Genomic DNA, 26,060 nt, shown 5'->3' on the forward strand with positions numbered 1-26,060 from the left:
ACACCATGACCCCAAACCCATCGCCTCGAATCTTGATCATGGCTTCGCTGGCGCTGCTGCTCGGCGCTTGCGCCGCGCAGCCACCCGAGCCGCCGCTCAAGGTGGCGCTGCCGCTCGACTATGCCCATGCCGGCCAGGGCTGGACGCCGCTGCAAAGCGCCGCCGCGATGCCCGCCGGGCCCTGGTGGAGCGTGTTCGACGACCCGGTGCTGAGCGGTCTGGAAGGCCGGGTGGCGCAACACAACCAGACTCTGGCCGCGCAACTCGCCGCCTACGAGCAGGCCGAGGCGGCCATTGCCCAGGCCCAGGCGGCGTACTACCCGACGCTGTCGGCGGGCGCTTCGGCGACGCGTTCCAAATCAGCCTCGGCCAGCACCAGCGTGGCGCAGCCAGGGCGCATTTTCAACAGCGTCAGCACCTCGGTCAGCGCCAGCTGGGCGCCCGACCTGTGGGGCAAGGTGCGCCTGCAGGTGCGGGCTGGCGAGGCCAGCGCCGCGGCCAGCGCCGCCACCCTGCGATTCACCCAGCTCAGCCTGCAAGGCACGCTGGCGCAGAGCTATTTGCAACTGCGCACGGTGGATGCGCAAGTGCTCCTGGCGCAAGACACGGTGGCGGCCTACGCGCGTGCCTTGCAACTCACCGAGAACCGCTACAAGGCCGGGGTCGATACCGCCGCCGGCGTGGCCCAGGCCCGCACCCAGTTGCTGCAGGCGCAGACCAGCGCCACCGATCTGGGCGTGACCCGGGTGCAGTTGCAAAACGCCATTGCCGTGCTGGTGGGCCAGGCCCCCGGCGACTTCACACTGCCGGCGGTGAACGCACTGCCCACGGTGCCTGCCATACCGCCCGGCATTCCCGTGCAGTTGCTGCAGCGCCGGCCCGACCTGGCCGCCGCCGCCGCGCAGGTGCAGGCGGCCAATGCGCAGATCGGCGTGGCCCAAACCGCCTGGCTGCCCAACCTCACGCTGTCGGCGCAGGGCGGGAGCCAGGCCACGCGCATTGCCGAGTTGTTCACCGCGCCTTCGCTGTTCTGGTCCATCGGCCCCAGCCTCGCCGCCACCTTGTTCGACGGCGGTCTGCGCCGCGCCCAGGTCGAGTCCAGCAAGGCCGCCTACCGCCAGACCGTGGCCAACTACCGGCAAGACGTGCTCACCGCCCTGCAGCAGGTGCAGGACAACCTCGCCGCCCAGTCCATCCTGGCGCAAGAGGCGCAGCAGCAGGCCGCCGTGGTGCAGGCCGCCGAGGTGTCGTTGCGCCTGGCCGAAAACCAGTACAAGGCCGGCATCGCGCCCTACCTCAACGTCATCACCGCGCAGACCACCGCCACCAGCGCACGCAACGCTGAACTCACCCTGCTGAACCGCCGCTACGCCGCCAGCGTGGCGCTGATCCAGGCACTGGGCGGCGGCTGGGGCGAGACGGGCCAAACCGCCATCGGCCCGCTGCCGGCTTCCGCTGCGGGGGATTGAGCGCAGGGCAGGGCGCCAACCGCCAAAGGGCGCTGTCAGGTTTCTTGGTGATCCCGCGTCGTTCCGCGCCCGGCCAACCTAAACTGATTCGGCATGGAACTCCCCGAGCCATCCCCTCCTGCGGCTGCCGCCGCGCCGCCAGCCGCAGCCCATGCGCCCGACGGTCCGGTTCCCTTCGGCCGCTTCGTGCAGTTGTTCACCGCGGTGATGCTGCCCATCTTTCTCGCGGCCATCGACCAGACCCTGCTGGCCACCGCCACGCCGGCCATCGCCCGCGACCTCGGCGACCTGCGCGACAGCGCCTGGATCGCCGTGGGCTATCTGCTCGCCTCCACCATCATGGCGCCGCTGTACGGACGGCTGGGCGACCGCTACGGCCGGCGCGACGCGCTGGTCGCGGCGCTCGGCCTGTTCGCCCTCGGCTCGGCCGCCTGCGCCGCAGCCCAAGGCATGTGGTGGCTGATCGCCGCGCGCATGCTGCAAGGGCTGGGCGGCGGCGGCTTGATGGTGATGAGCCAGGCCCTCATCGGCGAGGTCGTGCCGCCGCGCCAGCGCCCGCGCTTCCAGGCCTATTTCGGCGTGGTGTTCGTGCTCGCCAGCGTCACCGGCCCGGTCATGGGCGGGCTGGTGGTCAGCAGCTTCAACTGGCGCTGGCTGTTCATCGTCAACCTGCCGCTGGCGGCGATTGCCGCGTGGCGCGTGCTGCGCCTGTCCGAAAGCCCGCGCCATGCCGCCCAGGGCCAAAGCCACGACGTCCCCGGCGTGCTGCTGTTCGCCGCCATGGCCGGGCTGGCCCTGCTGTGGCTGACCCTGGCTGGCCACCGCTTCGCCTGGCTGTCCATCCCCAGCCTGGCCATGGCCGGCACGGCCCTGCTGCTGGGGGTGTTGCTGGCGCGGCGCGAGCGCGCCCAGGAGCATCCCTTCCTGCCGCTGGAACTGCTGCGCCTGCCGGCGATTGCCTGGACCGGCCTCACCGTCACGCTGTTCGCCGCCAGCATGTTCGCGCTGGTGTTCTTCCTGCCGGTGTATCTGCAACTGGGCAACCACGGCGATGCCGCGCATGCCGGGCTGCTGCTGTTGCCACTCACCGGCGGGCTGGTGCTCGGTTCCAACCTCACCGGCCGCCTGGTGGCCAAAACCGGGCGGCCCGACCAGCCGCCGCGCTATGGGCTGACGCTGGCGGCACTGGCGTTGATGCTGCTCGGGCTGCTGCCCGGCGGGAGCTGGACGGTGGGGCTGCTGGGTGTGCTCGCCGGCCTGGGTTTCGGCACCGTCACGCCCACGTCCCAGCTCGTCATCCAGACCGTGGCCGGGCGCACCCGGCTGGGTGCGGCTGCGGCCACCGTGTCGCTGGCCCGCTCCATCGGCGCCTCGGTCGGCACGGCCGTGTTCGGTGCACTGGTGTTCGGCCTGGCGTCCAGCGCCGAGTTGCAAGCCGCGTTGCACGGCGGCAGCGAGGCGGCCACGCTGCAAGTCACGCATGCCTTCCACCTCGCCTTCATCGCCGCCGGCGTGCTCACGCTCGTCGCCGCGTGGGCGTCCACCCGCGTGCCGCGCGTGGAGTTGTGACCTCGGGCACCAAGCCCGGAGATCGCTCCCCGTTTCCGGGCGAGTTCGGCTGGCAGAATGGCGCGGTCATCGACCTTCCGCCTCGCGCCATGCAAGACCTCTCCTCCCTCCGCGCCTTCGCCATCCCCGGCCAACTGAGCTTTCGCGCTGGCCCAGGTGGTCTGGTGTTCGCCGACATCGACAACCCCGACGGCAGCGCGAGCATCGCCCTGCAGGGCGCGCATCTCACCAGCTTTCGGCCCAAGGCCCAGCGCGAGCCGGTGGTGTGGCTGTCGGAGAAGGCACGCTTTGCGGCGGGCAAGTCCATACGCGGCGGCGTGCCGGTGTGCTGGCCGTGGTTCGGGCCGCACGCCAGCGAACCCACCTTCCCCGCGCACGGCTTCGCCCGCACCGTGCCCTGGGAGGTGGTGGACAGCGGCAGCGCCGATGGCGCCACCACCATCACCCTGCGCCTGGTGTTCAGCGACGCCACGCACGCGCAGTGGCCGCACGATACCCCGGTGGAACTGCGCATCAGCGTGGCCGATGCGCTGGACCTGGAACTCACCACCCTCAACGCCGGCGAAGCGCCCGTGCCGCTCGGCGAGGCGCTGCACAGCTATTTCCACGTTGGCGACATCGCCGAGGTCGAACTCCGAGGCCTCGACGGCTGCGCCTACCTCGACAAGACCGAAGCCTTCGCGCGCAAGCAGCAGAGCGGTCCGCTGCGCTTCGCCGCCGAGACCGATCGCGTGTATGTCGACACCCGGTCCACCTGCATGATCGACGACGCCCGCCTGCGCCGCCGCATCCACATCGCCAAGCAAGGCTCCGCCTCCACCGTGGTGTGGACGCCTTGGGGCCAGAAGGCCGCGGCGATGGGCGACTACACCGCCGAGGGCTGGCGCAGCATGCTGTGCGTGGAATCCGCCAACGCCGCCGACAACGCGCTCACCCTGCAGCCCGGCGAGGCCCACGTCCTGGCGGTGCGCTACAGCGCCGAAGCCCTCTGAAGCGCATCTCCCAGCTCAGCGCTCACGCCCCATGACCCGACGGCTGGCCGACTTTCTCATCGCTGCCCGTCACGTGCGCGACAGCGCCGGCGGGGTGGACGAGGCCTCCTACGACACTGCCCTCAACCAGGTCGACGTCGCCACCATCCGCGCCACCTTGCTCCCCTTGGGTTACCGCCAGCGGCCGCCTGCTGCGCTACGCCTACCGCACCTTCGATCACCGCTGGGTGTATTGGCATGCACAGACCAAGCTGCTGGCCGAGAAGCGCAGCGACCTGGTGGAGCAGGTGTTCGAGGGCAACCTCTGGCTGTTCACCACCGGGCGCAGGCGCAAGGGCATTCCCGAGCCGGCTTACCTCACCCACCTTGCCACCGGCCTCAACCTGCAAGACAGTGGCACGCGGCATTCCCATGCTGTTGCGCGCCACCTTGCTGGGCGAAACGGCGCCGCGTCCCAACCTGTCCGCCGCCGCCCGTGCCCATCTGCAGGCTCTGGAGCTGGACGCCACGCAGCCGCTTGTGCGCAAGATTAAATGGAGTGGCCCGTCCAGTCAAGTTAGAGCCTTGTCCAACGTGGAATGAGCCTGAGCGAGGCGCGTCTTTCCATCGAGGGATGAGCCTGAAGGCGGGTTCGGGTCTGAGTTTCAAGCGGGTTGATCATCCACAGGATGGTGATCAACATGGACGACACGCGACTGACCACAATCGCGCAACTCGAGCAATTTCTCAGCGCCAATGCACAAGTTGCGTTTTCACCGCACGGCGACGATGCGCAGCGCTACGCCCACATCAGTCGGGTTCTGCGGCGGCTTGACTACCCCCGACGCACCAAGTGTGAACGCGGGGTGGTGCTGGCCTATTTGCGTCACACCAGCGGTTACAGCCGCGCGCAACTCACGCGCCTGGTGCGCCGGTGGCAGGCCAACCGCCTGGCCGCAGAGCCGCTGGTCAAGCGTTACGGCGCCCCGGCAGCCCCCTTTGCCCGCAAGTTCACGCCCGGCGATGTGACGCTGCTCGTGGAGATGGACCGCGCCCATGAGGATGTCTGCGGCCCGGCCATCGCGCACCTGCTGCAGCGGGCCTACCACGTCTATGGCGACGCGCGCTATGCCCGCCTGGCCACGCTGTCAGTCTCGCACCTGTACAACCTGCGCAAGAGCGCTGGCTACCGCGCCCAGCGCCTGCATGTCACCAAGACCCGCCCGGTGAACAACCCCATTGGCACGCGGCGCGCACCGCAACCCCAGGGACGCGCAGGCTTTGTGCGCATCGATACCGTGCACCAGGGCGACCAGGACGGCATCAAGGGGGTGTATCACATCACCTGCGTGGATGCGGTCAGCCAATGGCAGGTGCAGGCTTGCGTGCAGGGCATCAGCGAGGCGTATCTGTTGCCCGTGCTGGCCCTGGTCATCGCCCAGTTTCCTTTCGAGATCGCAGGCTTTCATTCGGACAACGGCTCGGAATACATCAACGCCCGCGTGACCAAGATGCTGGAGAAGCTGCGGATCGAGCAGACCAAGTCCCGCTCCCGCCACAGCAACGATAACGCGCTGGCCGAGAGCAAGAACGCCAGCGTGGTGCGCAAACACATGGGGTACAGCCACATCCCGCAGCAGTATGCCCAGAGGATCAATGCCTTCTACCAAACGGTCTTCAACCCTTGGCTCAATGGGCATCGTCCGTGCTTGTTTGCCACGGAGATCACCAGCCCCAAGGGCAAGATCGTCAAGCGCTACGCCCACGCCGATGTGAAGACGCCCCTGGCTTGCCTGGCGCAGCTCAGTGCGCAGGGCTTGGTGCGCTTCAAGGCAGGCATCACGCTAGACGCTTTGCAGGCTCAGGCGGCTGCGCAAACCGATCTGGCCGCCGCTCAGGCCATGCAGCAGGCCAAGGCGGCGCTCTTTGCGCGGTTCAACGCGCCACGGCAACAGGCCTGACAGGGGGCCACTCTGCGCCGCGGGGAACGGATCCATCCCAACCCGCTCAGATCCAAACAGAAAAGACGGCGCGCGTGGGCAGTGCTTGCAGCAAGACTGGAGGGGGGCCTCCGGCGGCCTGGCAGGGGCCTTCCAATCAAAGGTCCAAGCCACAACCCAACCCTCTTTACACTGACCCTTTCAACTTCGATCAACCCGACTTCAAAGAACCCAACTCAACCTGGCTTCAGGCTCATTCCTGAATTAGAAAATACTCCGCCACACCCCTCGAGTGAGCGGAACGGTTCTGTTTGTGGGGCGTGATGGCTATGCCGTCGCACGCTGGGGCGCGAAGGCATCCGCAAGAAAGCTCCAGACTGAACCCTGCGTGGAAGGGTGGCGCCGCGTGGCACCCAACGTCGTGAAAACTCGATAAGCTCACCACGAGCGCCTCCCAGCCCGGAGCGGAATCCGAAAAACCAGGCCGAATGGCGCAATTGGTCTGGTTTTATGGCGCCCTTGCCGCCAGATTAGGGTGACAAGGCGTGGCGCCCCCCACAACACGAGTTGACCCTCCACCACCGAATGAGGAATCACCATGGAACTCAAGAAACACTGGGAGCACGTTTACGCAACAAAACCGACCAACACGGTCAGTTGGTTCCAAGAGCATGCCGAGCAGTCGGTTTGGCTCATCCAGGCGTCCGGTGTTCCATTTGCCGCATCAATCATCGATGTCGGCGGGGGTGCCTCCACGCTCGTGGACGACTTGCTTGACCGCGGGTATTCAAACCTTAGCGTGCTCGACCTTTCCGTCTCNCGATACCGTGCACCAGGGCGACCAGGACGGCATCAAGGGGGTGTATCACATCACCTGCGTGGATGCGGTCAGCCAATGGCAGGTGCAGGCTTGCGTGCAGGGCATCAGCGAGGCGTATCTGTTGCCCGTGCTGGCCCTGGTCATCGCCCAGTTTCCTTTCGAGATCGCAGGCTTTCATTCGGACAACGGCTCGGAATACATCAACGCCCGCGTGACCAAGATGCTGGAGAAGCTGCGGATCGAGCAGACCAAGTCCCGCTCCCGCCACAGCAACGATAACGCGCTGGCCGAGAGCAAGAACGCCAGCGTGGTGCGCAAACACATGGGGTACAGCCACATCCCGCAGCAGTATGCCCAGAGGATCAATGCCTTCTACCAAACGGTCTTCAACCCTTGGCTCAATGGGCATCGTCCGTGCTTGTTTGCCACGGAGATCACCAGCCCCAAGGGCAAGATCGTCAAGCGCTACGCCCACGCCGATGTGAAGACGCCCCTGGCTTGCCTGGCGCAGCTCAGTGCGCAGGGCTTGGTGCGCTTCAAGGCAGGCATCACGCTAGACGCTTTGCAGGCTCAGGCGGCTGCGCAAACCGATCTGGCCGCCGCTCAGGCCATGCAGCAGGCCAAGGCGGCGCTCTTTGCGCGGTTCAACGCGCCACGGCAACAGGCCTGACAGGGGGCCACTCTGCGCCGCGGGGAACGGATCCATCCCAACCCGCTCAGATCCAAACAGAAAAGACGGCGCGCGTGGGCAGTGCTTGCAGCAAGACTGGAGGGGGGCCTCCGGCGGCCTGGCAGGGGCCTTCCAATCAAAGGTCCAAGCCACAACCCAACCCTCTTTACACTGACCCTTTCAACTTCGATCAACCCGACTTCAAAGAACCCAACTCAACCTGGCTTCAGGCTCATTCCTGAATTAGAAAATACTGTTAGGGCGACGCTGAACAAGTCCCTCGTGCGCATCGCATCCGCGCCTCGGGCGGTCTGCGGCGTTGCAAATCCGCGCCATAGCTTGGGCTATGGCTGTGGTTTGCGCCTTGCATCCCACCCCGATGCGCGGCGCGCTGCATCACGGGAACTTGTTCAGCGTCGCCTTAGACTAGACTTGGTCTGAATGCAATCCCGAGTGGAGGCTCCTGCCGTGCAAACCGTGAACATCTACGACGCCAAGACCCGGCTGTCCCAACTGGTCGACAAGGCCGCCTCGGGAGAGGATGTGGTGGTCTGCCGCAACGGCAAGCCCCTGGTCCGCATCACTCGGCTGCAAGAGCCGAAGCGTCGCATCAAGTTTGGCCTCCTGAAGGGCAAGCTGACCGTCCCGACAGACTTCGACGCGCCTTTGCCCGACGATGTGCTGGCCGGCTTCGAGGGACGCTGATGCGCCTGCTGCTGGACACGCACATCTTCTTGTGGGCCGTTGCGGGGTCACCGCTGCTCAAAGCCCCAGCCCGCCGCCTCATCGAGTCCGCCGACGAGGTCTACGTCTCGGCAGCCTCCATCTGGGAGGTCGCCATCAAGGCCCGCCTGGGAAAGATCGAGACAGACCCGCACGCGTTGGCGGCAGCCATCGAGGCGAGCGGGTTCCTGGAACTTCCCGTCAGAGCGACGCATGCTGCCGGCGTGGCCCAGCTTGCGCTTCACCACAACGACCCATTCGACCGGCTCCTGATGGCCCAAGCACGGGTCGAGCCGCTCAGGTTGGTCACTGTCGACGCGATGCTGGCCAAGCACAGCGACGTTGTGGTCCTGGTCTGAATCGTTGTCGATGCCCGTGCACTGAGATCGCAAGCCCGAGCCAACGCTTGCTCGAAGCCATCGGCATGCCGGTCACCAGCACGATTGGGTGACAGCGCCTTGTTGAAAGCCGTGTTTGGCATTTGCGCGACAACCGGGTCAGGTCCCGGATGACGCGACCCGGATCCACCGCGCAGCCTTTTCCGCAATCATCAGCGTCGGGCTGTTGATGTTGCCGCTGGGAATGACGGGCATCACGCCCGCATCCACCACGCGCAGGCCTTCGATGGTGCTCCCGCGTCCGTCGCGCAGACGCAGGCGGGTGTCGACCACGGCTTGCGGATCGTCCAAGCGGCCCATCGCGGTGGTGCCGGCGGGGTGGAAGATGGTGGTGGCGATGTCGCCGGCCAGGCGCGCCAGTTCTTCGTCCGTCCGGAACTGAACCCCGGGCTTGAATTCCTCCGGCTGGTACTGCGCCAGCGCCGGCTGGGCGACGATGCGGCGGGTGAGGCGCAGGCTGTCGGCGGCCACTTGCCGGTCGGCCTCGGTGCTCAGGTAGTTGGGCGCGATGGCCGGGGCGTCTTCGAAGCGCGGACTGGTGATGCGCACCGTGCCGCGGCTGCCGGGGTTGAGGTTGCAGACGCTGGCGGTGAAGGCGTCGAAGCCGTGGAGCGGTTCACCGAAGGCATCCAGGCTCAGCGGCTGGACGTGATACTGGATGTTGGGGTGCGTGTACTGCGCGCTGCTGCGGGTGAACACGCCGAGCTGGCTGGGCGCCATGCTCATCGGCCCGCTGCGCTTGAGCGCGTATTCCAGCGCGATGGCGGCCTTGCCCCAGGCGCTGGCGGCGCGGGTGTTGAGGGTGCGCGTGCCCTGCACCTTGAACACGGCGCGAATCTGCAGATGGTCTTGCAGATTGGCGCCCACCCCGGGCAGATCGGCCACGGGCGCAATGCCATGCTGCCGCAGCAGGGCGGCCGGGCCGATGCCCGAGAGTTGCAGGATTTGCGGCGAGCCGATCGCCCCGGCGCTGAGGATGACTTCGCCCTTGGCGTGCGCCGTCACCATCTCCTGGCCGGTCCACACCTCCACGCCGCTGCAACGCAGGCTGCCGTCGGGCTGGGTGTCGATGCGCAGGCGCGAAACCTGCGCCGAGGTCCACAGCTCGAAGTTGGGCCGGCCGTAGCAGGTGGGGCGCAGAAACGCCTTGGCGGCGTTCCAGCGCCAGCCCGCCTTCTGGTTGACCTCGAAGTAGCTCACGCCCTCGTTCGTGCCGCGGTTGAAGTCGTCGGTGGCGGGAATGCCGGCTTGCTGCGCGGCCCGGGCGAAGGCGTCGAGAACGTCCCAGCGCAGGCGCTGCTGCTCCACGCGCCATTCGCCGCCGTGGCCGTGCCATCGGGCGAAGTCGGGGTCGGCCTCGGCCGGGTCGTCGCCGCGCCAGTGATTTTCGTGGGCGATGAAGTCGGGCAGGCAGGCGTTCCAGTTCCAGGACTCGTCGCCGAGTTGCTGCGCCCAGGCGTCGTAGTCGCGCGCCTGGCCGCGCATGTAGATCATGCCGTTGATGCTGCTGCACCCGCCCAGCACTTTGCCGCGCGGGTAGCGCAGGGTGCGGCCGTTCAGGCCCGCGTCCGGCTCGGTCCGGTAGAGCCAGTCGGTGCGCGGGTTGCCGATGCAATAGAGATAGCCCACCGGAATGTGAATCCAGTGGTAGTCGTCCTTGCCGCCGGCCTCGATCAGCAGCACGCTTTTGCTCGGGTCGGCGCTCAGCCGGTTGGCGAGCAGGCTGCCTGCGGTGCCGGCGCCGATGACGATGAAATCGAAGGTGGTGTCGCGCATGGTGGTCAACATCATCGCATGCCATCAAGGCTTGTCGCGCAATGCTCGAGGAGCCTTTGGGTCGAGCCCCCTCGCCACCATCGCCCTCCCGACCTCCCCCATCGCGCGGGGGAGGTGAGAACACGCCCTCCCCACGAGTGGGGAGGGCTGGGGTGGGGGACTGGGGGAGGTACTGTTCGGCGCTTGCTTTACTTCGCCGTCGGCATGGCGAACTCGGCGCCCTTGGGCGTGCTCTCCGGCCAGCGCTGCATGATGCTTTTTTGCTTGGTGTAGAAGCGCACGCCTTCTTCGCCGTAGGCGTGCATGTCGCCGAACAGGCTGGCCTTCCAGCCGCCGAAGCCATGCCAGGCCATGGGCACCGGAATGGGCACGTTGATGCCCACCATGCCCACCTGGACGCGGCGGGCGAATTCGCGCGCCACATGGCCGTCGCGGGTGAAGCAGGCCACGCCGTTGCCGAAGGCGTGGGCGTTCACCAGATCGAGCGCGGCGGTGAAGTCGGGCACGCGCACGCAGCTCAGCACCGGGCCGAAAATTTCGTCCTGGTAGATGCGCATGTCGGGGGTGACCTGGTCGAACAGGGTGCCGCCGAGCCAGAAGCCCTGAGATTCTGGGCCCCCGTTCGCTGGCTTGTGCCCAGCAATGGTGAAGTTGCGGCCATCGACCAGCAGTTTCGCGCCCTGCTGCACGCCGGAGGCGATCATGCCGCTGATGCGCTCGCGCGCCGCGGCGGTGACGATGGGGCCCATCTCGGCGTCCAGTTCCATGCCGTTCTTCACCTTGAGCTGCTGCGTGCGCTCGATCAGCCTGGGCATGATCTTGTCGGCCACGCCGCGCACCAGCACGCCCACCGAAATGGCCATGCAGCGTTCGCCGGCCGAGCCAAAAGCGCTGCCGATGAGCGCATCGACCACCTGGTCGAGGTCGGCGTCGGGCATCACCACCATGTGGTTCTTCGCTCCGCCCAGTGCCTGCGCCCGCTTGCCGAAGCGCGCCGCCTCCTGCGCGATGCGATGCGCCACCGGCGTGGAGCCGACGAAACTGATGGCGCGCACGTCCGGGTGCTCCAGCAGCGCATCCACCGCCGCCTTGTCGCCCTGCACCACGTTGAACACGCCGTCGGGCAGGCCAGCCTGCTTGAACAGCTCGGCCATGAGCAGGCTGGGGGAGGGGTCGAGCGGGCTGGGCTTGAGCACGAAGGTGTTGCCCGCGGCGATGGCCACCGGGAACATCCAGCACGGCACCATGCAGGGGAAGTTGAACGGCGTGACCCCGGCGACCACGCCCAGCGGCTGGCGCATGGTCCAGTTGTCGATGCCGGTGGACACTTGCTCGGTGTAGTCGCCCTTGAGCAGTTGCGGAATGCCGCAGGCGAACTCGATGATTTCGATGCCGCGCGTGACCTCGCCCTGGGCGTCGGTGAACACCTTGCCATGCTCGGCGGTGATCATCGCCGCGAGGGTGTCGCGGTGCTGGTTCATCAGCTCCAGAAACTTGAACAGCACCCGCGCGCGGCGCAGCGGCGGGGTGTCGGCCCACTTCGGAAACGCCGCTTGCGCAGCGGCCACCGCGGTGCCGACATCGCTGGCATCGGCCAGGGCGACCTGGCGCGCCACCTGGCCGGTGGCCGGGTTGTAGATCGGCTGGCTGCGGCCGCTGGCGCCCGTCGTGGCGTGGCCCTGAATGAAATGGCCGACCGTGGCCGTGGCGGTAAAGGCTTCTGGGGCACCCATGCGAGTCTCCTGGACTGAATTTGCAATCAGCCAATCGTAGGCCTCGGCTCCGAGCCTGAACAGCCATATGGAGTGACAACATTGTTCAAATTCGTGAACAATGGGCCGATGACTGCATCCATGGGCCGATGACCTCTCCCATTCCTCCCCGCGACGACCTGCTGTGGCAGCAGGTGCATTGGCTTGGCGTCATTGCCAGCGCCGGCAGCCTGACGGCGGCGGCGCAGCGCCTGGGCGTGTCCAAGGCCGCCGTGAGCCAGCATCTCGCCCTGCTGGAGCGCCGGGTGGGGGTGCCGTTGGTGCGGCGCACCACCCGCGCCCTGCGCCTGACCGAAGCCGGCCAGGGCCTGGTGGACGACACCGTGCCAGCCTTCGCGCAGATCGCCCATGGCGTGGCCGCGGCGCACGAACTGGCGCAGGCGCCGCGCGGGCTGGTACGCGTGACCGCCCCGGTGGCGCTGGGGCGGCAGCATATCGCCCCGCATCTGCTGGACTTCCTGCGGCGCTATCCCGACATTCGCGTCGAGCTGGAACTGTCGGACCGGCTGGTCAACCTGCCGCAAGAGGGCTTCGATCTGGCGATCCGCCATGTCGCCGCGCCGCCCGACAGCACCGTGGCCTGGAAGCTGTGCGCCACGCGCTCGCTGCTGGTGGCCGCGAACGGCTATTTGCGCAGGCGCGGCACGCCGCAACATCCGGACGATCTGGCCGGGCATGATTGCCTCACCTATCTGCGACCGGGCGCGGCGGTGTGGATGTTCGAGCGCACGAACGAAGCCGGTGGCACATCACAAACCGAGGGGCAGCCCGAACGGCCGCCCGAGCGGGTGCGCGTCACGGTGCGTGGGTCGCTGCGCGCCAACACCACCGAGGTTCTGCGCGAGGCCCTGCTGGCCGGCCTGGGCATCGCCCTGGTTCCCGACTTCAGCGTGGCCAAGCCGCGCAACATGCAGCGGCTCCAACAGGTCCTGCCTGACTGGAAGCCGGTGGGGTTTTTCGGCGACAGCATCTACGCCATCCGCCCCTGGAGCCCAAGCGCGCCCCGCGCGGTGCAACTGGTGGTGGAGCATCTGCGCACTGCGCTAGCTGGCGGTTTCGCGCGGTTGGGGCTTGAATGACGCCATCCATCCATCTCAACCCATCCTTCAACAGGAGAGCCATTCATGGACAAGTGGGCATTGGTCACGGGCGCTTCGGGCGGCATCGGCCTGGAGATCGCACGCGAGTTGGCCGCGACGGGTTATGCGCTCGTGCTGAGCGCGCGCAGCGATGACAAGCTGCAGACCTTGGCCGAGGAGTTGCGAGCGCAGCATGGCACACGCTGCCTGTGCATGGCGCTGGACCTTGGGGCAGCAGACGGGCCGGAGACGCTGACGCGGCGCGTCGCCGAGGCGGGCGTGGAGCCCACGGTGCTGGTGAACAACGCCGGCTTCGGGGTCTACGGCCGTTTCGCCGAGGCGGACGTCGCGCAGACCCAGGGCATGATCGACCTCAACATCAGCGCGCTCACGCGGCTGACGGCGCTGCTGCTGCCTGCGATGCTGCGGCAAGGCCGTGGCCGCATCCTCAACGTGGCGAGTACTGCGGCCTTCCAACCCGGCCCGGGCATGGCGGTGTATTTCGCCAGCAAGGCCTATGTGCTGTCGCTCAGCGAGGCGCTGGACGCGGAGTTGCGCTGGCGCGGCATCAGCGTCACCGCGCTGTGCCCGGGGGCGACCGAAACCGGTTTCGGCGCGCGCGCCCAGGGCGAGCAGCGTTCAGCTCTGTTTCACGGGCGCATGGCGACGGCGCGCGATGTGGCACGTTACGGCGTGTTGGCGATGGAGCGCGGCCAGCGTGTGGCGGTGTATGGCCTGCTCAACCGCATGCTGGCGGCCAGCGTGCGCTTCACCCCGCGCCCGGTGGTGACGGCGCTGGCGGGTTGGATGATGCGCGAGGTTTGAGGGCGCCCGGCGTTGCCGTCACGGCGGCGCCGGCGCGGCTTCAACTGCGCTGCGGGCTGGCGCCGCAGCCGCCAGCGGTGGTCAAGGATGAGGCCGCCGAGCCCTGGGCCCGCGCGGCATCGCCGCACACCGGGCATTGCGGGTTGCGGGCGATGCGGATGGTGTGGATGTCCATGTCGAGCGCGTCGATCAGCAGCAGGCGGCCCGCCAGGCTGCGGCCGGCGCCGGCCATGAGCTTGAGCGCCTCGGCGGCTTGCAGGCTGCCGACGATGCCCACCAGCGGCGCGAACACGCCCATCACGGCGCAGCGCACTTCCTCCACCGGCACATCCGGCGGGAACAGACAGGCGTAGCAGGGCGCGCGCTCACCGTCAGCGCGCGCACGCGGGTCGAACACGCTCACCTGGCCGTCGAAACGGATGGCCGCACCGCTCACCAGCGGCATGTCGTGACGCACGCAGGCCGCGTTGAGCGCATGGCGGGTGGCGAAGTTGTCGCTGCAGTCGATGGCCACCGTGGCCTGCGCGACCAGCGCGCCCAGCAGCGCGGCGTCGGCACGGTGCGGCACCATGTCCACCTGTGCCCGAGGGTTGATCTGGAGCATGGCCTCACGCGCCGACTCGACCTTCAACTGACCCACGCGCGCCTCGGTGTGCGCAATCTGGCGTTGCAGATTGGTGAGGTCGACGACATCGTCGTCCACCAAAGTGATGCGGCCCACCCCGGCGCTGGCCAGATAGAGCGCCACCGGCGAACCCAGCCCGCCCGCGCCCAGCACCAGAGCATGGCTCGCCGCGATGCGCTCCTGACCTTCGACGCCGATGTCGTCGAGCAGGATGTGGCGGGAGTAGCGCAGCAATTCGGCATCGTTCATGGCATCAAATATAAGCGGCGTGCCCGCTGCGCACACCATCGGCTTGCGTGCAGATCCATGGGCGCCGGCAAGGCAGCGTTACGCATGGATACATGGACTCGCTTGCCCATCCGACAAATATCAATAAGAATGATTCGTATTTGGAGAAATGATGCGAATCAAGCGTTGGATCATGGCCACGACAGGTTTCGCCGGCATGCTGTTTGGAACGCAGGCGCAAGCTCAACCATGGCCAGTGCAGCCCTGCGATGTGGACGACTACATCACCAAGGCCATCGGCATCGAGGAGCCCTGGCTGGAAAACGCAGCCTATTGGTTCGCCCAGGCCGACAACAACGGCTCGCCGCGTTCGCTGACACTCTCGCCCGAGTTCGAGGGCAAGTTCAGCGAGCGTCTCGGCATGGAACTGGGCCTTCCCGCCTACACCGCCAACGAACCTCTCGGGCAAGGGCAGGGCGCCTTCGGCCCCGTGGCGGCGGGCTTGAAGTTCGCCGCCCTGCACACCTGCAATCTGAGCGAAGGCCGCGTCAGCCTGCTGACTGTGGAGGTGGAAGGCCAGTACTGGGCTCATCCGCGCCCGAGCGTGCTGCCGGGGGAGGGCAATGCGGTGACGGCCCAGGTGATGTGGGCGCAGCTCTGGTATCCCTGGTTCACGCAGGGGGAGGCGGGCTACACCCGGCGCATCGGCTCTCAAGGAAACGCAGGGCCGCCCCAAATTTCCTTGACCCCCACGGGGGGCGGGTCGGCGAGCCGACCGTGGGGGCGCTCAGGAGTCACCAGCGGCTGGTTCGTCAACGCCAGTCTGGGCCATGCCCTTGGCGCGGCTGATGCCGTGCAGTTGGAAGTCGAAGTGGACAACCAACGCACTCTGGATGACGGACACCGCGGGATCGAAGGCAGTGTGATGCCGCAATTCGCCTATCACCTGACGCAGCAGTGGCTGTTGGCCATCGGCGAGCAGGCTGCCATCCAGCAAGGCCAGTCGCAGCCGCAATGGTCGACTTGGTTGATGGTCGAGCACGATTTCTGATCCCAGCGCCTGGCATGCCGGCCACGCGAAACGCAACGGCTCGGCGCCGCCCCCGGACGCCAAGGCCCGCAACGGGTGCGGGCCTTGGCGTCCGGGGGCGGCAGGTCATGCCCTGCGGCTCCTGGAAGCCCTGTTCATTTCTTGGCCGGCACCAAGGAGTTCGCGGGCTTGGACGCAGGGACGGTGGCCGAAGTTGGTGCGGTGGGAGTGGGTCTGGCGGATTTTTCGTCAGCCTTGGCCAGAAGCTTGGTTGTCACGACGGGCTTGCCCTGCAGTTCGTTCAACGCCTGTTCGAGCTGCCAGTCATCCTTGCTGCCGTACTCGGGCAATTTCGGGAATTTGTTCGGGTCTTTCTCGATTTCAGCTTCCAGCAAGCGGCGGGCATCCTCCTGCTTGCGCAACTCGTCCTTGATGCCGGTGGAATCGGCCGATTCGACGCCCGTGCCGATCTGGTTCTTGTAATCCACCTCGCGCATGCGCAGCGCGGCGTAGGGGTCGCCGGTGGGCAGCGGATCGACGAAGTAGTTGGGCGTGATGCCCTTGGCCTGGATGGACTCGCCGTTGGGCGTGTAGTAGCGCGCCGTGGTGAGCTTGAGCGCCGTGTCCGGACCCAGCGGCAGCACGGTCTGCACCGAGCCCTTGCCGAAGGTCTGGGTGCCCATCACCACCGCTCGCTTGTAGTCCTTCAAGGCGCCGGTGACGATCTCCGAGGCCGAGGCCGACCCGCCGTTGACCAAGACGACGAGGGGCAGCGTTTTGACCGCGGCCGGCAGGCTGGACAGGGGGTTGTCACCGGGGATGCGGGAGTAGTCGCTCGGGGTGTTGCGGTAGCTCACATTGGCTTCGGGAATCTGGCCGCGGGTGGAGACGATGACGACATCCGGCGGCAGGAACACCGAGGCCACGCCCACGGCGCTTTCCAGCAGGCCGCCGGGGTCGTTGCGCAAGTCGAGCACCATGCCTTTGAGCTTGGGATCCTGCTTGTAGAACTCGTCGATCTTCTTCATGAAGTCGGCCAGGGTGTCGGACTGGAACTGGGTGATGCGCACCCAGGCATAGCCGGGAGCGACGATCTTGCCGCGCACGCTCTGCACATGGATTTCCTCGCGCGTGACCGTCACGTTGAAGGTGCGGTTCTCGCTCTTGCGCAGGATGGTGAGCACGACCTTGGTGCCGGGCTTGCCACGCATGAGCTTGACCGCCTGGCTCAGCGGCAGGCCCTTCACCGGGGTGTCGTCGATGCGGGTGATGAGGTCGCCGGCCTGAATGCCGGCACGCGCCGCGGGCGAGCCCTCGATCGGGGAGACCACTTTCACCAGCCCGTCTTCGGCCGAGATTTCAATGCCCACGCCGACGAACTTGCCACTGGTGCTTTCGCGGAATTCCTTGAAGTTCTTCTTGTCCAGATATTCCGAATGCGGGTCGAGGTTGTTCACCATGCCGTTGATGGCATTTTCGACCAGTTTCTTGCCCTCGACCGGCTCGAAAAAGTCAGCCTTGATCAGGCCGTAAACCGCAGCGAATTGCTGCAGTTCTTCCAGCGGCAGCGGCGACACGGCGCTGCGCGCCATGGCCTGCAATTGCAGGGTTGCCAGGGCGCCGGTGAGCACACCGGCCGTGACCCAAGCCGCGATTTTGAATTTGCCAGCCATGCGTGATTCCTCGAAGAGGGAACAGTATAGATTCGGGACATCGCCCCCAGGGCGCGCGGGTCTGTTGGGCTGCGGAGGAGCCAGCCTGCCGGCCATCTGGCCGCGTCGCTGGCTCCAGCAACCCACGCGAGAGCGATCAGGCTGCGGCGGCAGTTGGGGCGTCGAGGTAGTAGCGGCGCATGGGTTTGAGCGCCGCATCCAGTTCGTACACCAGCGGCGCGCCGTTGGGGATGTTCAGGCCGACGATGTCGGTGTCGGAAATGCCGTCGAGATGTTTGATGATGGCGCGCATGGAATTGCCATGCGACACCGCCAGCACCCGCTTGCCGGCACGGATGGCCGGTGCCAGCGATTCTTCCCACAGCGGCAACACGCGGCGCACCGTGTCTTTCAGGCATTCGGTCAGCGGCAGGTCTTGGGCATTGACCCGGCTGTAGCGCGGGTCGGCCGCCAGTTCGTGGCGATGCGACTCGTCCATCGGCGGCGGCGGCACGTCGTAGCTGCGGCGCCAGATGAGCACTTGCTCGTCGCCGTACTTGACGGCGGTTTCAGCCTTGTTCAGGCCCTGCAGCGCACCGTAGTGGCGCTCGTTGAGCCGCCAGCTATGCACCGTGGGCAGCCACATGCGATCCAACTCGTCCAGCGTCAGCCACAGGGTGCGCACCGCGCGCTTGAGCACCGAGGTGTAGGTGATGTCGAAGTCCAGCCCATGCGCTTTGAGCAACTGGCCGGCTTGCCTGGCTTCGGCCACGCCCTTGTCGGTCAGGTCCACGTCGACCCAGCCGGTGAAGCGGTTTTCCTGGTTCCAGGTGGATTCGCCATGGCGAATCAGTACGAGCTTGTGCATGGTGGGGCGTCGATTGCGCTTGGGAGTGGGGTTCAACAGTTGAATCGAACCCTTATCGTAGTGGAGCCTGATAACACGATCATGATGCCAACCTGCCGTTGCAGGGGTGCGACGGACCCGCGCCGAGGGCCGTAATAACCCTGCGCATTCAATCGCTTGCGGGCGCAGCAATATTCATTCCGGCTGATGTTCCTAAAATTGCGGCTTCATCCGATTGGGAGTTGGCATTTTGAAGTTCGTCATGGAAAACCTGTCACTCATCGCCATTGCCCTGGTTTCCGGCGGCATGTTGCTGTGGACCACCTTTTCGGGCAGTGGTGGCGGTGGCGTGACTGCCGCCGAGGCTGTGCGCCTGGTCAACCGCGAGAAAGGTGTCTTGATTGATGTCTGCGAGCCGCAGGAGCATGCGGCCGGCCACAGCGTCGGTTCGCGCAACGTGCCGCTTGGCCAGCTCGAACAGCGCTTGTCCGACCTGCCCAAGAACAAGGAAACCCCGGTTTTGCTGATGTGCCAGAGCGGCACGCGTGCCAGTCGCGCTGCCAACACCCTGCGCAAGCTGGGCTATACCCGTGCCACGGCGGTTGCTGGCGGCCTGCGTGCCTGGCGTGACGCTGGCTTGCCGGTGGAAAAAGGCTGAGTTCGCGTTGATTCGGGGCTGCTTCAGCGCGGGCCGGGGCGCGCTTCGCTGCCCTATCGTTGTTGTTGTTGTCGATCGCGAACGCCATCCTGTTTGTTGGGGTTGCGCCGCGTCCTGGCCTGGGCTCGTCGGTGGATGACTCGGCCAAGTTTCTGGAGTTTTCATGTCTCAGGTTCGCATGTACACCACCGCGGTGTGCCCCTACTGCGTTCGCGCCAAAGCCTTGTTGCTCAAGCGCGGCGTGCAGCATATCGAGGAAATCCGGGTCGATCTCGACCACCAGGCCCGTCTGCACATGATGGAGAGCACCGGCCGGCGCACCGTGCCGCAAATCTTCATTGGCCAGACCCATGTGGGCGGCTACGACGACCTGTACGCGCTCGATACCCGCGGAGGGTTGGCGGCGCTGCTGCAAGCCGTGGGCTGATGCGGCTCGCTTCGGCTCAAGCGTGAGCGGGCGGCTCCTACAATGCCGGATTCCTGTTTCCGTCCTTGCTTTCATCCGCCCATTGAGGCGGGCCCACCCTCTGGAGCCTTTTTGCATGAGCACCCCCTCGAATAACGCGGTTGCCGATCAGTCGCCGGTCTTCATGTTGCAGCGCTGCTACCTCAAAGACCTGTCGCTGGAGCAGCCCAATGCGCCGAAAATCCTGCTGGAGCAGGCCCAGCCGACGGTGGATGTGCAGATGAACGTGGAATCGCAGGCCGTGGTCGAGGGCATTTTCGAAGTGGCCATCACCGCGACCATCACCGCCCGCGTCAACGACCAGACCCTGTTCCTGGTCGAGGGCAAGCAGGCCGGTATTTTCGAGCTGCGCAACATCCCGCAGGAACACGCCGACTTGTTGCTGGGCATCGCCTGCCCGCAAACGGTTTACCCCTACCTGCGCGCCAACCTGGCCGACACCATCACCCGCGCCGGTTTTCCGCCGGTGCACCTGGCCGAAATCAACTTCCAGGCGATGTACGAAAGCCAGCAAGCCCAGCAAGCCGGCCAGGCCCCGAGCGGCCTGATCGCGCCCGACGGCTCGGCGCTGAACTGAGCCTCGTCGCCTTTTCGAATCGCCTGGCAGGCGTTGCTGCCACGGTGTCTGCCATGATCGGCCCAGCGTTTTCCGGGGCTCGCTGACCCGCCCGGTCCCGGCCCGTCCTGCATGCGTATGAACATCACCATTCTCGGTGCCGGCGCCTGGGGCACAGCCCTGGCCTGCCACGCGGCAAGTCGCCATGTCGTGCAACTCTGGGGGCGCGACGCGGTGCTGATGCAAGGCTTGCGCACGCGCGGCGAGAACACCCGCTATCTGCCCGGTATCGCCTTGCCCGAGACGCTGGGCCTCACGTCCGACCTGGGGGCAGCCTTGGCGCATGCCGGCGCTCCAGGAGGTTCAGGGCTGTTGGTGCTGGCCACGCCGGTGGCCGGCTTGCGCAGCGTGGCGCAGGCCATGCGCGAGCATGCGCAGGCAAACGCCGCAGCCGTGCATCCGGTTGCGGGCGGCGTCGAACAGGTGTTGATCCTGGCCAAGGGCTTCGAGCGGGGCAGCGGCCTGCTGCCCCATGCGGTGCTGGAGCAGATGTTCGCAGGCTGGGCGGGCCGGCCGGCCATTGGCGTGCTCTCCGGCCCGAGCTTCGCCCAGGAAGTGGCGCGCGGCCTGCCGGTGGCGCTTACCGTTGCCAGCGCCGATGCCGGTCTCATGCACCATGCCGTGCAGGCCCTGCATGGTGGTGGCATGCGCATTTACGCCAGCGGCGACTTGATCGGCGTGGAAGTGGGTGGGGCGGTGAAGAACGTGCTGGCCATCGCCTGCGGCGTGAGCGACGGCCTGGGCCAGGGGCACAACGCCCGCGCCGCGCTCATCACCCGTGGCCTGGCAGAAATGTCCCGCCTGGGTCTGGCACTGGGAGCGCAGATGGAAACCTTCATGGGCCTGAGCGGCCTGGGTGACCTGGTGCTCACCTGCACCGGGGAGTTGTCGCGCAACCGTCGTGTCGGACTGCAATTGGCGGCGGGCAAGACGCTGGACAGAATCGTGGCCGAACTCGGGCATGTCGCCGAAGGCGTGCCCACCGCGCAAACCGTGCTGGAGCTGGCACACAGCCGAGGTGTGGCCATGCCCATCACCGCGGCCGTGGCCGATTTGCTCGGTGGGCGCTGCAGCGCGACGGATGCGCTGCGCACCCTGCTGGCGCGCGAGCCGCAGCCCGAGGCTGGGGCCACGTCTGCGCCCACGGTCGAGATGCCGACCAAGCCCGGAGCGCAGGCGTGATCCGGCTCATCGTTGGCCTTGGCAACCCCGGGCCGGAACATGCGCAGCAGCGTCACAACGCCGGCTTCTGGTGGCTCGATCAGATCGTGCAGCGCGAGGGTCTGAGCCTGCGGGCGGAGCGCGGTTTTTTCGGCGACATCGCCCGCCTGCGCGGCCCGGAAGGCGACGTCTGGCTGCTGGAGCCGACCACCTATATGAACCGCTCGGGCCACGCCGTTGCCGCCATGGCGCGGTTCTACAAAATTCCGCCCGAGGACATTCTGGTGGCGCACGACGAACTCGACTTGCCGCCGGGGCAGATCAAGCTCAAGCTGGCTGGCGGCCATGCCGGGCACAACGGCTTGCGCGACATCGCCGCGCAGCTCGGCACGCCGCAGTTCTGGCGCTTGCGCATCGGTATTGGCCATCCGGGCGACCGCTCCGAGGTCATCGGCTTCGTCCTGGGCCGGCCGCCGCGCAGCGAGCTCGATCGCATCGAACAGACCCTGCAGCGCGGCCTGGACGAACTGCCGCGGCTTTTGCGCGGCGAATTCGAGGCGGCGATGATGCACCTGCATCGCGGCAATGCGCCACCGCCTGGGCCGAGTCCAGTGCCACCGAAGGGCGCAAACAAGGAGTTGTCATGATGATCATCACCGGCTTTCACCTGGCTCGTATGGCGCTGTTGCTGCCGCTCTTCGCCTGGATGCTGCAGCAGGGTGGCGCGGCCTTCGCGCAGTCGGTGTATCGCTGCGGCAGCACCTATTCCCATGCCCCGTGTCCCCAGGGCAAGCCAGTCGATGTGGCCGACCCGCGCGAGCCCGCCCAAGTCGAGCAGGCACGCGCCCAGACCGCGCGCGACCAGCGTCTTGCCGACCAACTCCACCGTGAAAACGCCGAACGTGAAGCGGCGCGGCGCAAGGCCTTGAAGCAGGAAGCCCTGCAGGCTCGCAAACACGCGCTTGCCCAGCATCGTGCCTGGCTCCGGCAGGAGCGCGCTCGCAAGGCGGCGCGCAAACACGACACGCGCAAGGCGGTGAGCGGCATTTCCGCGTCCTGAGGCGTCAAATCGGCAGCTGAAAGCGAGTTTGCGCCGCCATGGCCGCAAGTTCGGGTCAGTCGGTCTGCGGGCTTGAGACGCCTGCTTCGGCCGCCACGGTTCGCGGCGGCTGAAGCCCCACCAGGCTGCGGTACCTCACCATCAGCACGTCGCGGCTTTCCACGCGGTCGGGGCGAACGGGGATGCAATCGACCGGGCATACTTGCACGCATTGCGGGGTGTCGAAATGCCCGACGCATTCGGTGCAGCGGTCGGGGTTGATTTCGTAGATGTCCGGTCCCATCGAAATGGCCTGATTCGGGCACTCGGGCTCGCAGACATCGCAGTTGATGCACTCGTCGGTGATCCACAAAGCCATGGCAGAGACCTCAGTTCGGCAAACGCCCGGCTAGCTTCACGGCCAGGCGCTCGGTCACCAAGGGGACCACGAATTTGCTCACGTCGCCACCGAGCACGGCAATTTCCCGCACGAACGTCCCGGATACGAACTGGTACTGATCGGCGGGGGTCATGAAGATGGTTTCCACGTCGGGCATGAGTTGGCGGTTCATGCCCGCCATCTGGAACTCGTACTCGAAGTCGCTGACCGCGCGCAGGCCGCGTATCACCACCCCGGCTTCACGCTCCAGCACGAAGTTGCGCAGCAGGCCGGAGAAGCCCTCGATCTCCACGTTCTTGTAGGGCGTGAGGATGGCGCGCGCCAAGTCCAGGCGTTCGTCCAGGCTGAAGAGCGGGTTCTTGTGGTGTCCGCCAGCCACGGCGACGATCAGCCGGTCGCAGAGTTTGCTGGCGCGACGCACCAGGTCTTCATGCCCACGGGTGAAGGGGTCGAAAGTGCCGGGGTAGACGGCCGTCAGCATGGTGAACTCCAGGGTTGGTGCACGGCGGCAGTTTATTCCGCGGCGCCGGCTTCGGCCTTGCGCTGCAGCACGGCGTAATGCACCTGACCGGCGCGGTCCTGGCGGTACACGCTCCAGACGCCGCCGTCGGTCCAGGCGGCCAGCTGGCGCGCATCAGGCGCTTCGATGTAGGCCATGCCGCCAGCGGGCAGCAGGCGCGAAGCAGCAGCCAGCGCGGCGGCGTGCAGGCCGCTGGCGGCCAGCGCGAACGGCGGGTCGATGAACACGATGTCATAGCTGCCCCTGGCGCAGCGCGCGGCGAACTGCAGCGCGTCTTGTGCATGGACGCGAGCCGCGGCCACGCCGAGCCGGGCGCAGGCCCCGGTCAAGGCCTTGGCGAGCTGGGCATCGCGCTCGACCAGATCGACCCAGGCCGCGCCGCGCGACGCCGCCTCCAGGCCCAGCGCGCCGCTGCCGGCGAACAGATCGAGGCAACGCAGCCCGGTGAGATCCTGGCCCAGCCAATTGAACAGGGTTTCGCGCACGCGGTCGGGCGTGGGGCGCAGCCCGGGGTGATGGGCGACCACCAGCTTGCTGCGCTTGAGGCGGCCGCCAATGATGCGGACCTCACCCGGCCCACGGTTGGGCTGCGGGCTGCGGGGTTTGGGTGCAGATGAAGGTTTTCCGGGCATGGCGGTGTGTCCGAACAAAGGTTGGCGCCGGGGAGCATAGCCGCATGCGCTCGGGGTTGGCACGGGCTGACGGTGGCAGGCGACAATAAGGCCCACCGCATGCGCCCGCATGCGGGCGCATGCCACCACCGAACCTTCTTCGTCCATGTTCCGTTTTTTCAAACGCAAGCCCGCAGCGCCCGAATCCGCCCAGGCCCATCCGCAGGAAGCGCAGCTGGCCGCGCCAGCTGCAGCGCCCGTTCCCGTGGTCGAAGGCCCCTTGTCCGCAAGCAGGGTGGAGCAGGGCGCCGTCAGGCGCGACGATGAAGCGAACCCGGGCGCGGCCCAGCCTGCCCCGGAGTTGATCGGTCCAGCGGGAGGCGGTGCCGACGCCGAGGCTGCGTCCGGCTGGTTTTCGCGTTTGCGCCAGGGCTTGCGCAAGACCGGTTCGGGCATTTCCGTCCTGTTCGGCGGCAGTCGCGTCGACGAGGCGCTGTACGAGGAACTGGAGACGGCGCTGATCCTGGCTGACGCCGGCATGCCGGCGACGCAGTTCGTGCTGGAACAGTTGCGCAAGAAGGTGCGCACCGCGCGCGCCGAGACGCCGCTGCAGGTCAAGGAGCTGCTGCGCGATGTGCTGGCCGAGTTGCTTCAGCCACTGGAGCGGCCGCTCGACATCGGCAAAACAACGCCCACGGTCATCATGCTCGTGGGCGTGAACGGTGCGGGCAAGACCACCACCATCGGCAAGCTCACGCGGCATTTGCAGCAGGCCGGCTGCAAGGTTCTGCTGGCGGCGGGCGACACCTTCCGCGCCGCCGCGCGCGAACAACTCGCAGCCTGGGGCGAGCGCAACGCGGTGCAGGTCATCGCCCAGCAGGGCGGCGATCCGGCTGCGGTGGCTTTCGACGCCGTGACCGCCGGCCGCGCGCGCGGCATGGACGTGGTCATCGTCGATACCGCCGGCCGCCTGCCCACGCAGTTGCACCTGATGGACGAGTTGAAGAAGGTCAAGCGCGTGACGGCCAAAGCGATGGAGGGTGCGCCGCACGAAGCCATTCTGGTGATCGACGCCACCAACGGCCAGAACGCGCTGGCGCAACTCCGCGCCTTCGACGAGACCCTGGGACTGAGCGGCATCATCCTCACCAAGCTCGATGGCAGCGCCAAGGGCGGGGTGATCGCGGCCATCGCGCGCGAGCGCCCGGTGCCCATCTACTTCATCGGCGTGGGCGAATCGCTCGACGACCTGCAGCCTTTCGACGCCCGCGCCTTTGCCCAGGCGCTGGTGGGTTGAGGCGGCTGCCTCGCCCCGACTGCTCTTTTCTTCCCCGAATCGCGCGCAGCCATCCTTCACGACCATGCAGACCGCCCCGCACACCAGCCCATCCAGCACCGTGGCCGATGCGCCAGACTTGCCGCTTGGCCCCGTGGTGTCGGCTTGGAAGCCGCCGCCGTCGCCCGCACACACGCCACTTGCCGGCCTGCGCGCAAGGCTGGAGCCCTTGGACATGGCAGACCACGCCGTTTCCTTGCACGCGGCCAACGCCGAAGACAGCGCTGGGCGGATGTGGATCTATCTACCCTACGGCCCGTTTGCCGACGCCGCGGCCTACGCCGACTGGGTGCGGGAAAGCCAGGCCTCGCGCGATCCGCTCTTCTTCGCCATCGTCGCGGCCGCAACCGGCCAGGCTTCGGGCGTGGCCGCCTACTTGCGCATCGACCCGAACAACGGCTGCATCGAGATCGGCCATCTGGCCTTCGCGCCGCGCCTGCAGCGCACCCCGGTCGCCACCGAGGCGCTGTTCCTCATGCTCGACCACGCTTTTGCGCTGGGATACCGGCGCGTGGAGTGGAAGTGCAATGCCCTCAATGCCCCCTCGCGCCGGGCGGCGCAGCGCCTGGGCTTCAGCTTCGAGGGTTTGTTCCGTCAAGCGGCGGTGGTCAAAGGGCGCAACCGCGATACCGCCTGGTACGCCATGCTCGACCGCGAATGGCCAGCCCTGCGGCGGGCTTATGTCCAATGGCTGGATGCCGCCAATTTCGATGCCCAAGGCCGGCAGCGCCAGGCCCTGGGCACGCTCACCCAGCCGGCGCTCGCGTCGTCCCATCCTGCAGCCGCGCAGGTTTGATGATGGCCCAGTGCGGGGCCTGATGCGGAACTCCGGCAGGCGCTTAGCACTCTGATGGCCTGA

General features: G+C 67.1%; 27 protein-coding genes. 19 read left to right on the forward strand and 8 right to left on the reverse strand.

The genetic code is table 11. The annotated features are described in order from the left end of the window. The first annotated feature begins 5 nt into the window (after window positions 1-5). The 8 genes from THIX_RS08035 to THIX_RS08070 all read left to right on the forward strand — a co-directional run bounded on the left by THIX_RS08035 (window position 6) and on the right by THIX_RS08070 (window position 8,521). Window positions 6-1,469: an efflux transporter outer membrane subunit gene (locus THIX_RS08035; RefSeq protein ID WP_112485818.1), complete on the forward strand. Its 1,464-nt coding sequence runs from the start codon at window positions 6-8 to the stop codon at window positions 1,467-1,469. Between the two features lie 93 nt (window positions 1,470-1,562). Continuing rightward, window positions 1,563-3,038: an MFS transporter gene (locus tag THIX_RS08040; RefSeq protein WP_112485819.1), complete on the forward strand. Its 1,476-nt coding sequence runs from the start codon at window positions 1,563-1,565 to the stop codon at window positions 3,036-3,038. A gap of 89 nt (window positions 3,039-3,127) precedes the next feature. Next, entirely contained in the window at window positions 3,128-4,030 is a 903-nt protein-coding gene (locus THIX_RS08045; RefSeq protein ID WP_112488254.1) for a D-hexose-6-phosphate mutarotase, read from the forward strand. A 227-nt stretch (window positions 4,031-4,257) separates the two neighbouring features. Next, window positions 4,258-4,563, forward strand: coding sequence for a hypothetical protein (locus tag THIX_RS08050; protein ID WP_112485820.1), 306 nt, complete (start codon window positions 4,258-4,260; stop codon window positions 4,561-4,563). 147 nt (window positions 4,564-4,710) lie between these two features. Next, window positions 4,711-5,970 (forward strand): DDE-type integrase/transposase/recombinase, encoded by a 1,260-nt coding sequence (locus THIX_RS08055; protein WP_112487438.1) that lies wholly within the window; start codon window positions 4,711-4,713, stop codon window positions 5,968-5,970. An 806-nt stretch (window positions 5,971-6,776) separates the two neighbouring features. Next, window positions 6,777-7,439, forward strand: coding sequence for a hypothetical protein (locus THIX_RS08060; protein WP_233224456.1), 663 nt, complete (start codon window positions 6,777-6,779; stop codon window positions 7,437-7,439). A gap of 477 nt (window positions 7,440-7,916) precedes the next feature. Next, window positions 7,917-8,144, forward strand: coding sequence for a type II toxin-antitoxin system Phd/YefM family antitoxin (locus THIX_RS08065; RefSeq protein WP_371412884.1), 228 nt, complete (start codon window positions 7,917-7,919; stop codon window positions 8,142-8,144). Then, on the forward strand, window positions 8,144-8,521 hold the full coding sequence (locus tag THIX_RS08070) for a type II toxin-antitoxin system VapC family toxin (protein ID WP_112485822.1): 378 nt from the start codon (window positions 8,144-8,146) through the stop codon (window positions 8,519-8,521). Before THIX_RS08065 ends, THIX_RS08070 begins: the two co-directional genes overlap by 1 nt. A gap of 138 nt (window positions 8,522-8,659) precedes the next feature. On the opposite strand, the gene THIX_RS08075 is transcribed toward THIX_RS08070, so the two are convergent. Together THIX_RS08075 and THIX_RS08080 are read right to left on the reverse strand one after the other, a co-directional pair. Continuing rightward, a complete protein-coding gene (locus tag THIX_RS08075) occupies window positions 8,660-10,336 on the reverse strand; it encodes a GMC family oxidoreductase (protein WP_112488256.1) in 1,677 nt (558 codons plus the stop codon). Between the two features lie 188 nt (window positions 10,337-10,524). Next, window positions 10,525-12,069 carry a CoA-acylating methylmalonate-semialdehyde dehydrogenase gene (locus tag THIX_RS08080; protein WP_112485823.1) on the reverse strand — a complete coding sequence of 515 codons (1,545 nt, stop codon included), beginning with the start codon at window positions 12,067-12,069 and terminating at the stop codon, window positions 10,525-10,527. 128 nt (window positions 12,070-12,197) lie between these two features. Here THIX_RS08080 and THIX_RS08085 point away from each other — a divergent pair, with 128 nt between their 5' ends. Together THIX_RS08085 and THIX_RS08090 are read left to right on the forward strand one after the other, a co-directional pair. Next, window positions 12,198-13,187: a LysR family transcriptional regulator gene (locus THIX_RS08085; RefSeq protein WP_112485824.1), complete on the forward strand. Its 990-nt coding sequence runs from the start codon at window positions 12,198-12,200 to the stop codon at window positions 13,185-13,187. A gap of 45 nt (window positions 13,188-13,232) precedes the next feature. Continuing rightward, window positions 13,233-14,012 (forward strand): SDR family oxidoreductase, encoded by a 780-nt coding sequence (locus tag THIX_RS08090; RefSeq protein ID WP_112485825.1) that lies wholly within the window; start codon window positions 13,233-13,235, stop codon window positions 14,010-14,012. Window positions 14,013-14,052: 40 nt separating this feature from the next. Here the strand turns inward: THIX_RS08090 and THIX_RS08095 are convergent, their stop codons facing one another. Beyond that, a complete protein-coding gene (locus tag THIX_RS08095) occupies window positions 14,053-14,886 on the reverse strand; it encodes a molybdopterin-synthase adenylyltransferase MoeB (protein ID WP_112485826.1) in 834 nt (277 codons plus the stop codon). A gap of 151 nt (window positions 14,887-15,037) precedes the next feature. Between THIX_RS08095 and THIX_RS08100 the strand changes: the two genes are divergently transcribed. Next, entirely contained in the window at window positions 15,038-15,916 is an 879-nt protein-coding gene (locus tag THIX_RS08100) for a hypothetical protein (protein WP_158540830.1), read from the forward strand. A gap of 134 nt (window positions 15,917-16,050) precedes the next feature. On the opposite strand, the gene THIX_RS08105 is transcribed toward THIX_RS08100, so the two are convergent. Together THIX_RS08105 and gpmA are read right to left on the reverse strand one after the other, a co-directional pair. After that, entirely contained in the window at window positions 16,051-17,568 is a 1,518-nt protein-coding gene (locus THIX_RS08105) for a S41 family peptidase (protein ID WP_112485828.1), read from the reverse strand. Window positions 17,569-17,704: 136 nt separating this feature from the next. Next, window positions 17,705-18,415: a 2,3-diphosphoglycerate-dependent phosphoglycerate mutase gene (gpmA, locus tag THIX_RS08110; protein WP_112485829.1), complete on the reverse strand. Its 711-nt coding sequence runs from the start codon at window positions 18,413-18,415 to the stop codon at window positions 17,705-17,707. A 229-nt stretch (window positions 18,416-18,644) separates the two neighbouring features. Between gpmA and THIX_RS08115 the strand changes: the two genes are divergently transcribed. From THIX_RS08115 to THIX_RS08140, 6 genes are all read left to right on the forward strand, one after another. Beyond that, entirely contained in the window at window positions 18,645-19,052 is a 408-nt protein-coding gene (locus THIX_RS08115; RefSeq protein WP_112485830.1) for a rhodanese-like domain-containing protein, read from the forward strand. Window positions 19,053-19,215: 163 nt separating this feature from the next. Further along, window positions 19,216-19,479, forward strand: a complete 264-nt coding sequence (gene grxC / locus THIX_RS08120) for a glutaredoxin 3 (protein WP_112485831.1) — start codon at window positions 19,216-19,218, stop codon at window positions 19,477-19,479. A 115-nt stretch (window positions 19,480-19,594) separates the two neighbouring features. Next, the gene (gene secB / locus THIX_RS08125) at window positions 19,595-20,095 is read left to right on the forward strand and encodes a protein-export chaperone SecB (protein ID WP_112485832.1); all 501 of its coding nucleotides are present in this window, start codon (window positions 19,595-19,597) and stop codon (window positions 20,093-20,095) included. 117 nt (window positions 20,096-20,212) lie between these two features. Beyond that, window positions 20,213-21,316, forward strand: a complete 1,104-nt coding sequence (locus THIX_RS08130) for an NAD(P)H-dependent glycerol-3-phosphate dehydrogenase (RefSeq protein ID WP_112485833.1) — start codon at window positions 20,213-20,215, stop codon at window positions 21,314-21,316. Further along, a complete protein-coding gene (gene pth / locus THIX_RS08135; RefSeq protein WP_112485834.1) occupies window positions 21,313-21,942 on the forward strand; it encodes an aminoacyl-tRNA hydrolase in 630 nt (209 codons plus the stop codon). Before THIX_RS08130 ends, pth begins: the two co-directional genes overlap by 4 nt. Beyond that, window positions 21,939-22,355: a hypothetical protein gene (locus tag THIX_RS08140; protein WP_146748476.1), complete on the forward strand. Its 417-nt coding sequence runs from the start codon at window positions 21,939-21,941 to the stop codon at window positions 22,353-22,355. The genes pth and THIX_RS08140 overlap by 4 nt, the downstream gene beginning before the upstream one ends. 55 nt (window positions 22,356-22,410) lie before the next feature. On the opposite strand, the gene THIX_RS08145 is transcribed toward THIX_RS08140, so the two are convergent. The 3 genes from THIX_RS08145 to rsmD are packed head-to-tail and all read right to left on the reverse strand — an operon-like array spanning window position 22,411 to window position 23,886. After that, window positions 22,411-22,713, reverse strand: coding sequence for a YfhL family 4Fe-4S dicluster ferredoxin (locus tag THIX_RS08145; RefSeq protein WP_112485836.1), 303 nt, complete (start codon window positions 22,711-22,713; stop codon window positions 22,411-22,413). Window positions 22,714-22,723: 10 nt separating this feature from the next. Next, on the reverse strand, window positions 22,724-23,215 hold the full coding sequence (gene coaD / locus THIX_RS08150) for a pantetheine-phosphate adenylyltransferase (RefSeq protein ID WP_112485837.1): 492 nt from the start codon (window positions 23,213-23,215) through the stop codon (window positions 22,724-22,726). Window positions 23,216-23,247: 32 nt separating this feature from the next. Continuing rightward, the gene (gene rsmD / locus THIX_RS08155; protein WP_112488257.1) at window positions 23,248-23,886 is read right to left on the reverse strand and encodes a 16S rRNA (guanine(966)-N(2))-methyltransferase RsmD; all 639 of its coding nucleotides are present in this window, start codon (window positions 23,884-23,886) and stop codon (window positions 23,248-23,250) included. Between the two features lie 145 nt (window positions 23,887-24,031). On the opposite strand from rsmD, the gene ftsY reads away from it, so the two are divergent. Next, window positions 24,032-25,162, forward strand: coding sequence for a signal recognition particle-docking protein FtsY (ftsY, locus tag THIX_RS08160; protein ID WP_112485838.1), 1,131 nt, complete (start codon window positions 24,032-24,034; stop codon window positions 25,160-25,162). A gap of 64 nt (window positions 25,163-25,226) precedes the next feature. Further along, entirely contained in the window at window positions 25,227-25,997 is a 771-nt protein-coding gene (locus THIX_RS08165) for a GNAT family N-acetyltransferase (RefSeq protein ID WP_112485839.1), read from the forward strand. Window positions 25,998-26,060 lie beyond the last annotated feature (63 nt).

Source organism: Thiomonas sp. X19, from assembly GCF_900089495.1.
Classification (GTDB): Bacteria; Pseudomonadota; Gammaproteobacteria; order Burkholderiales; family Burkholderiaceae_C; genus Thiomonas_A.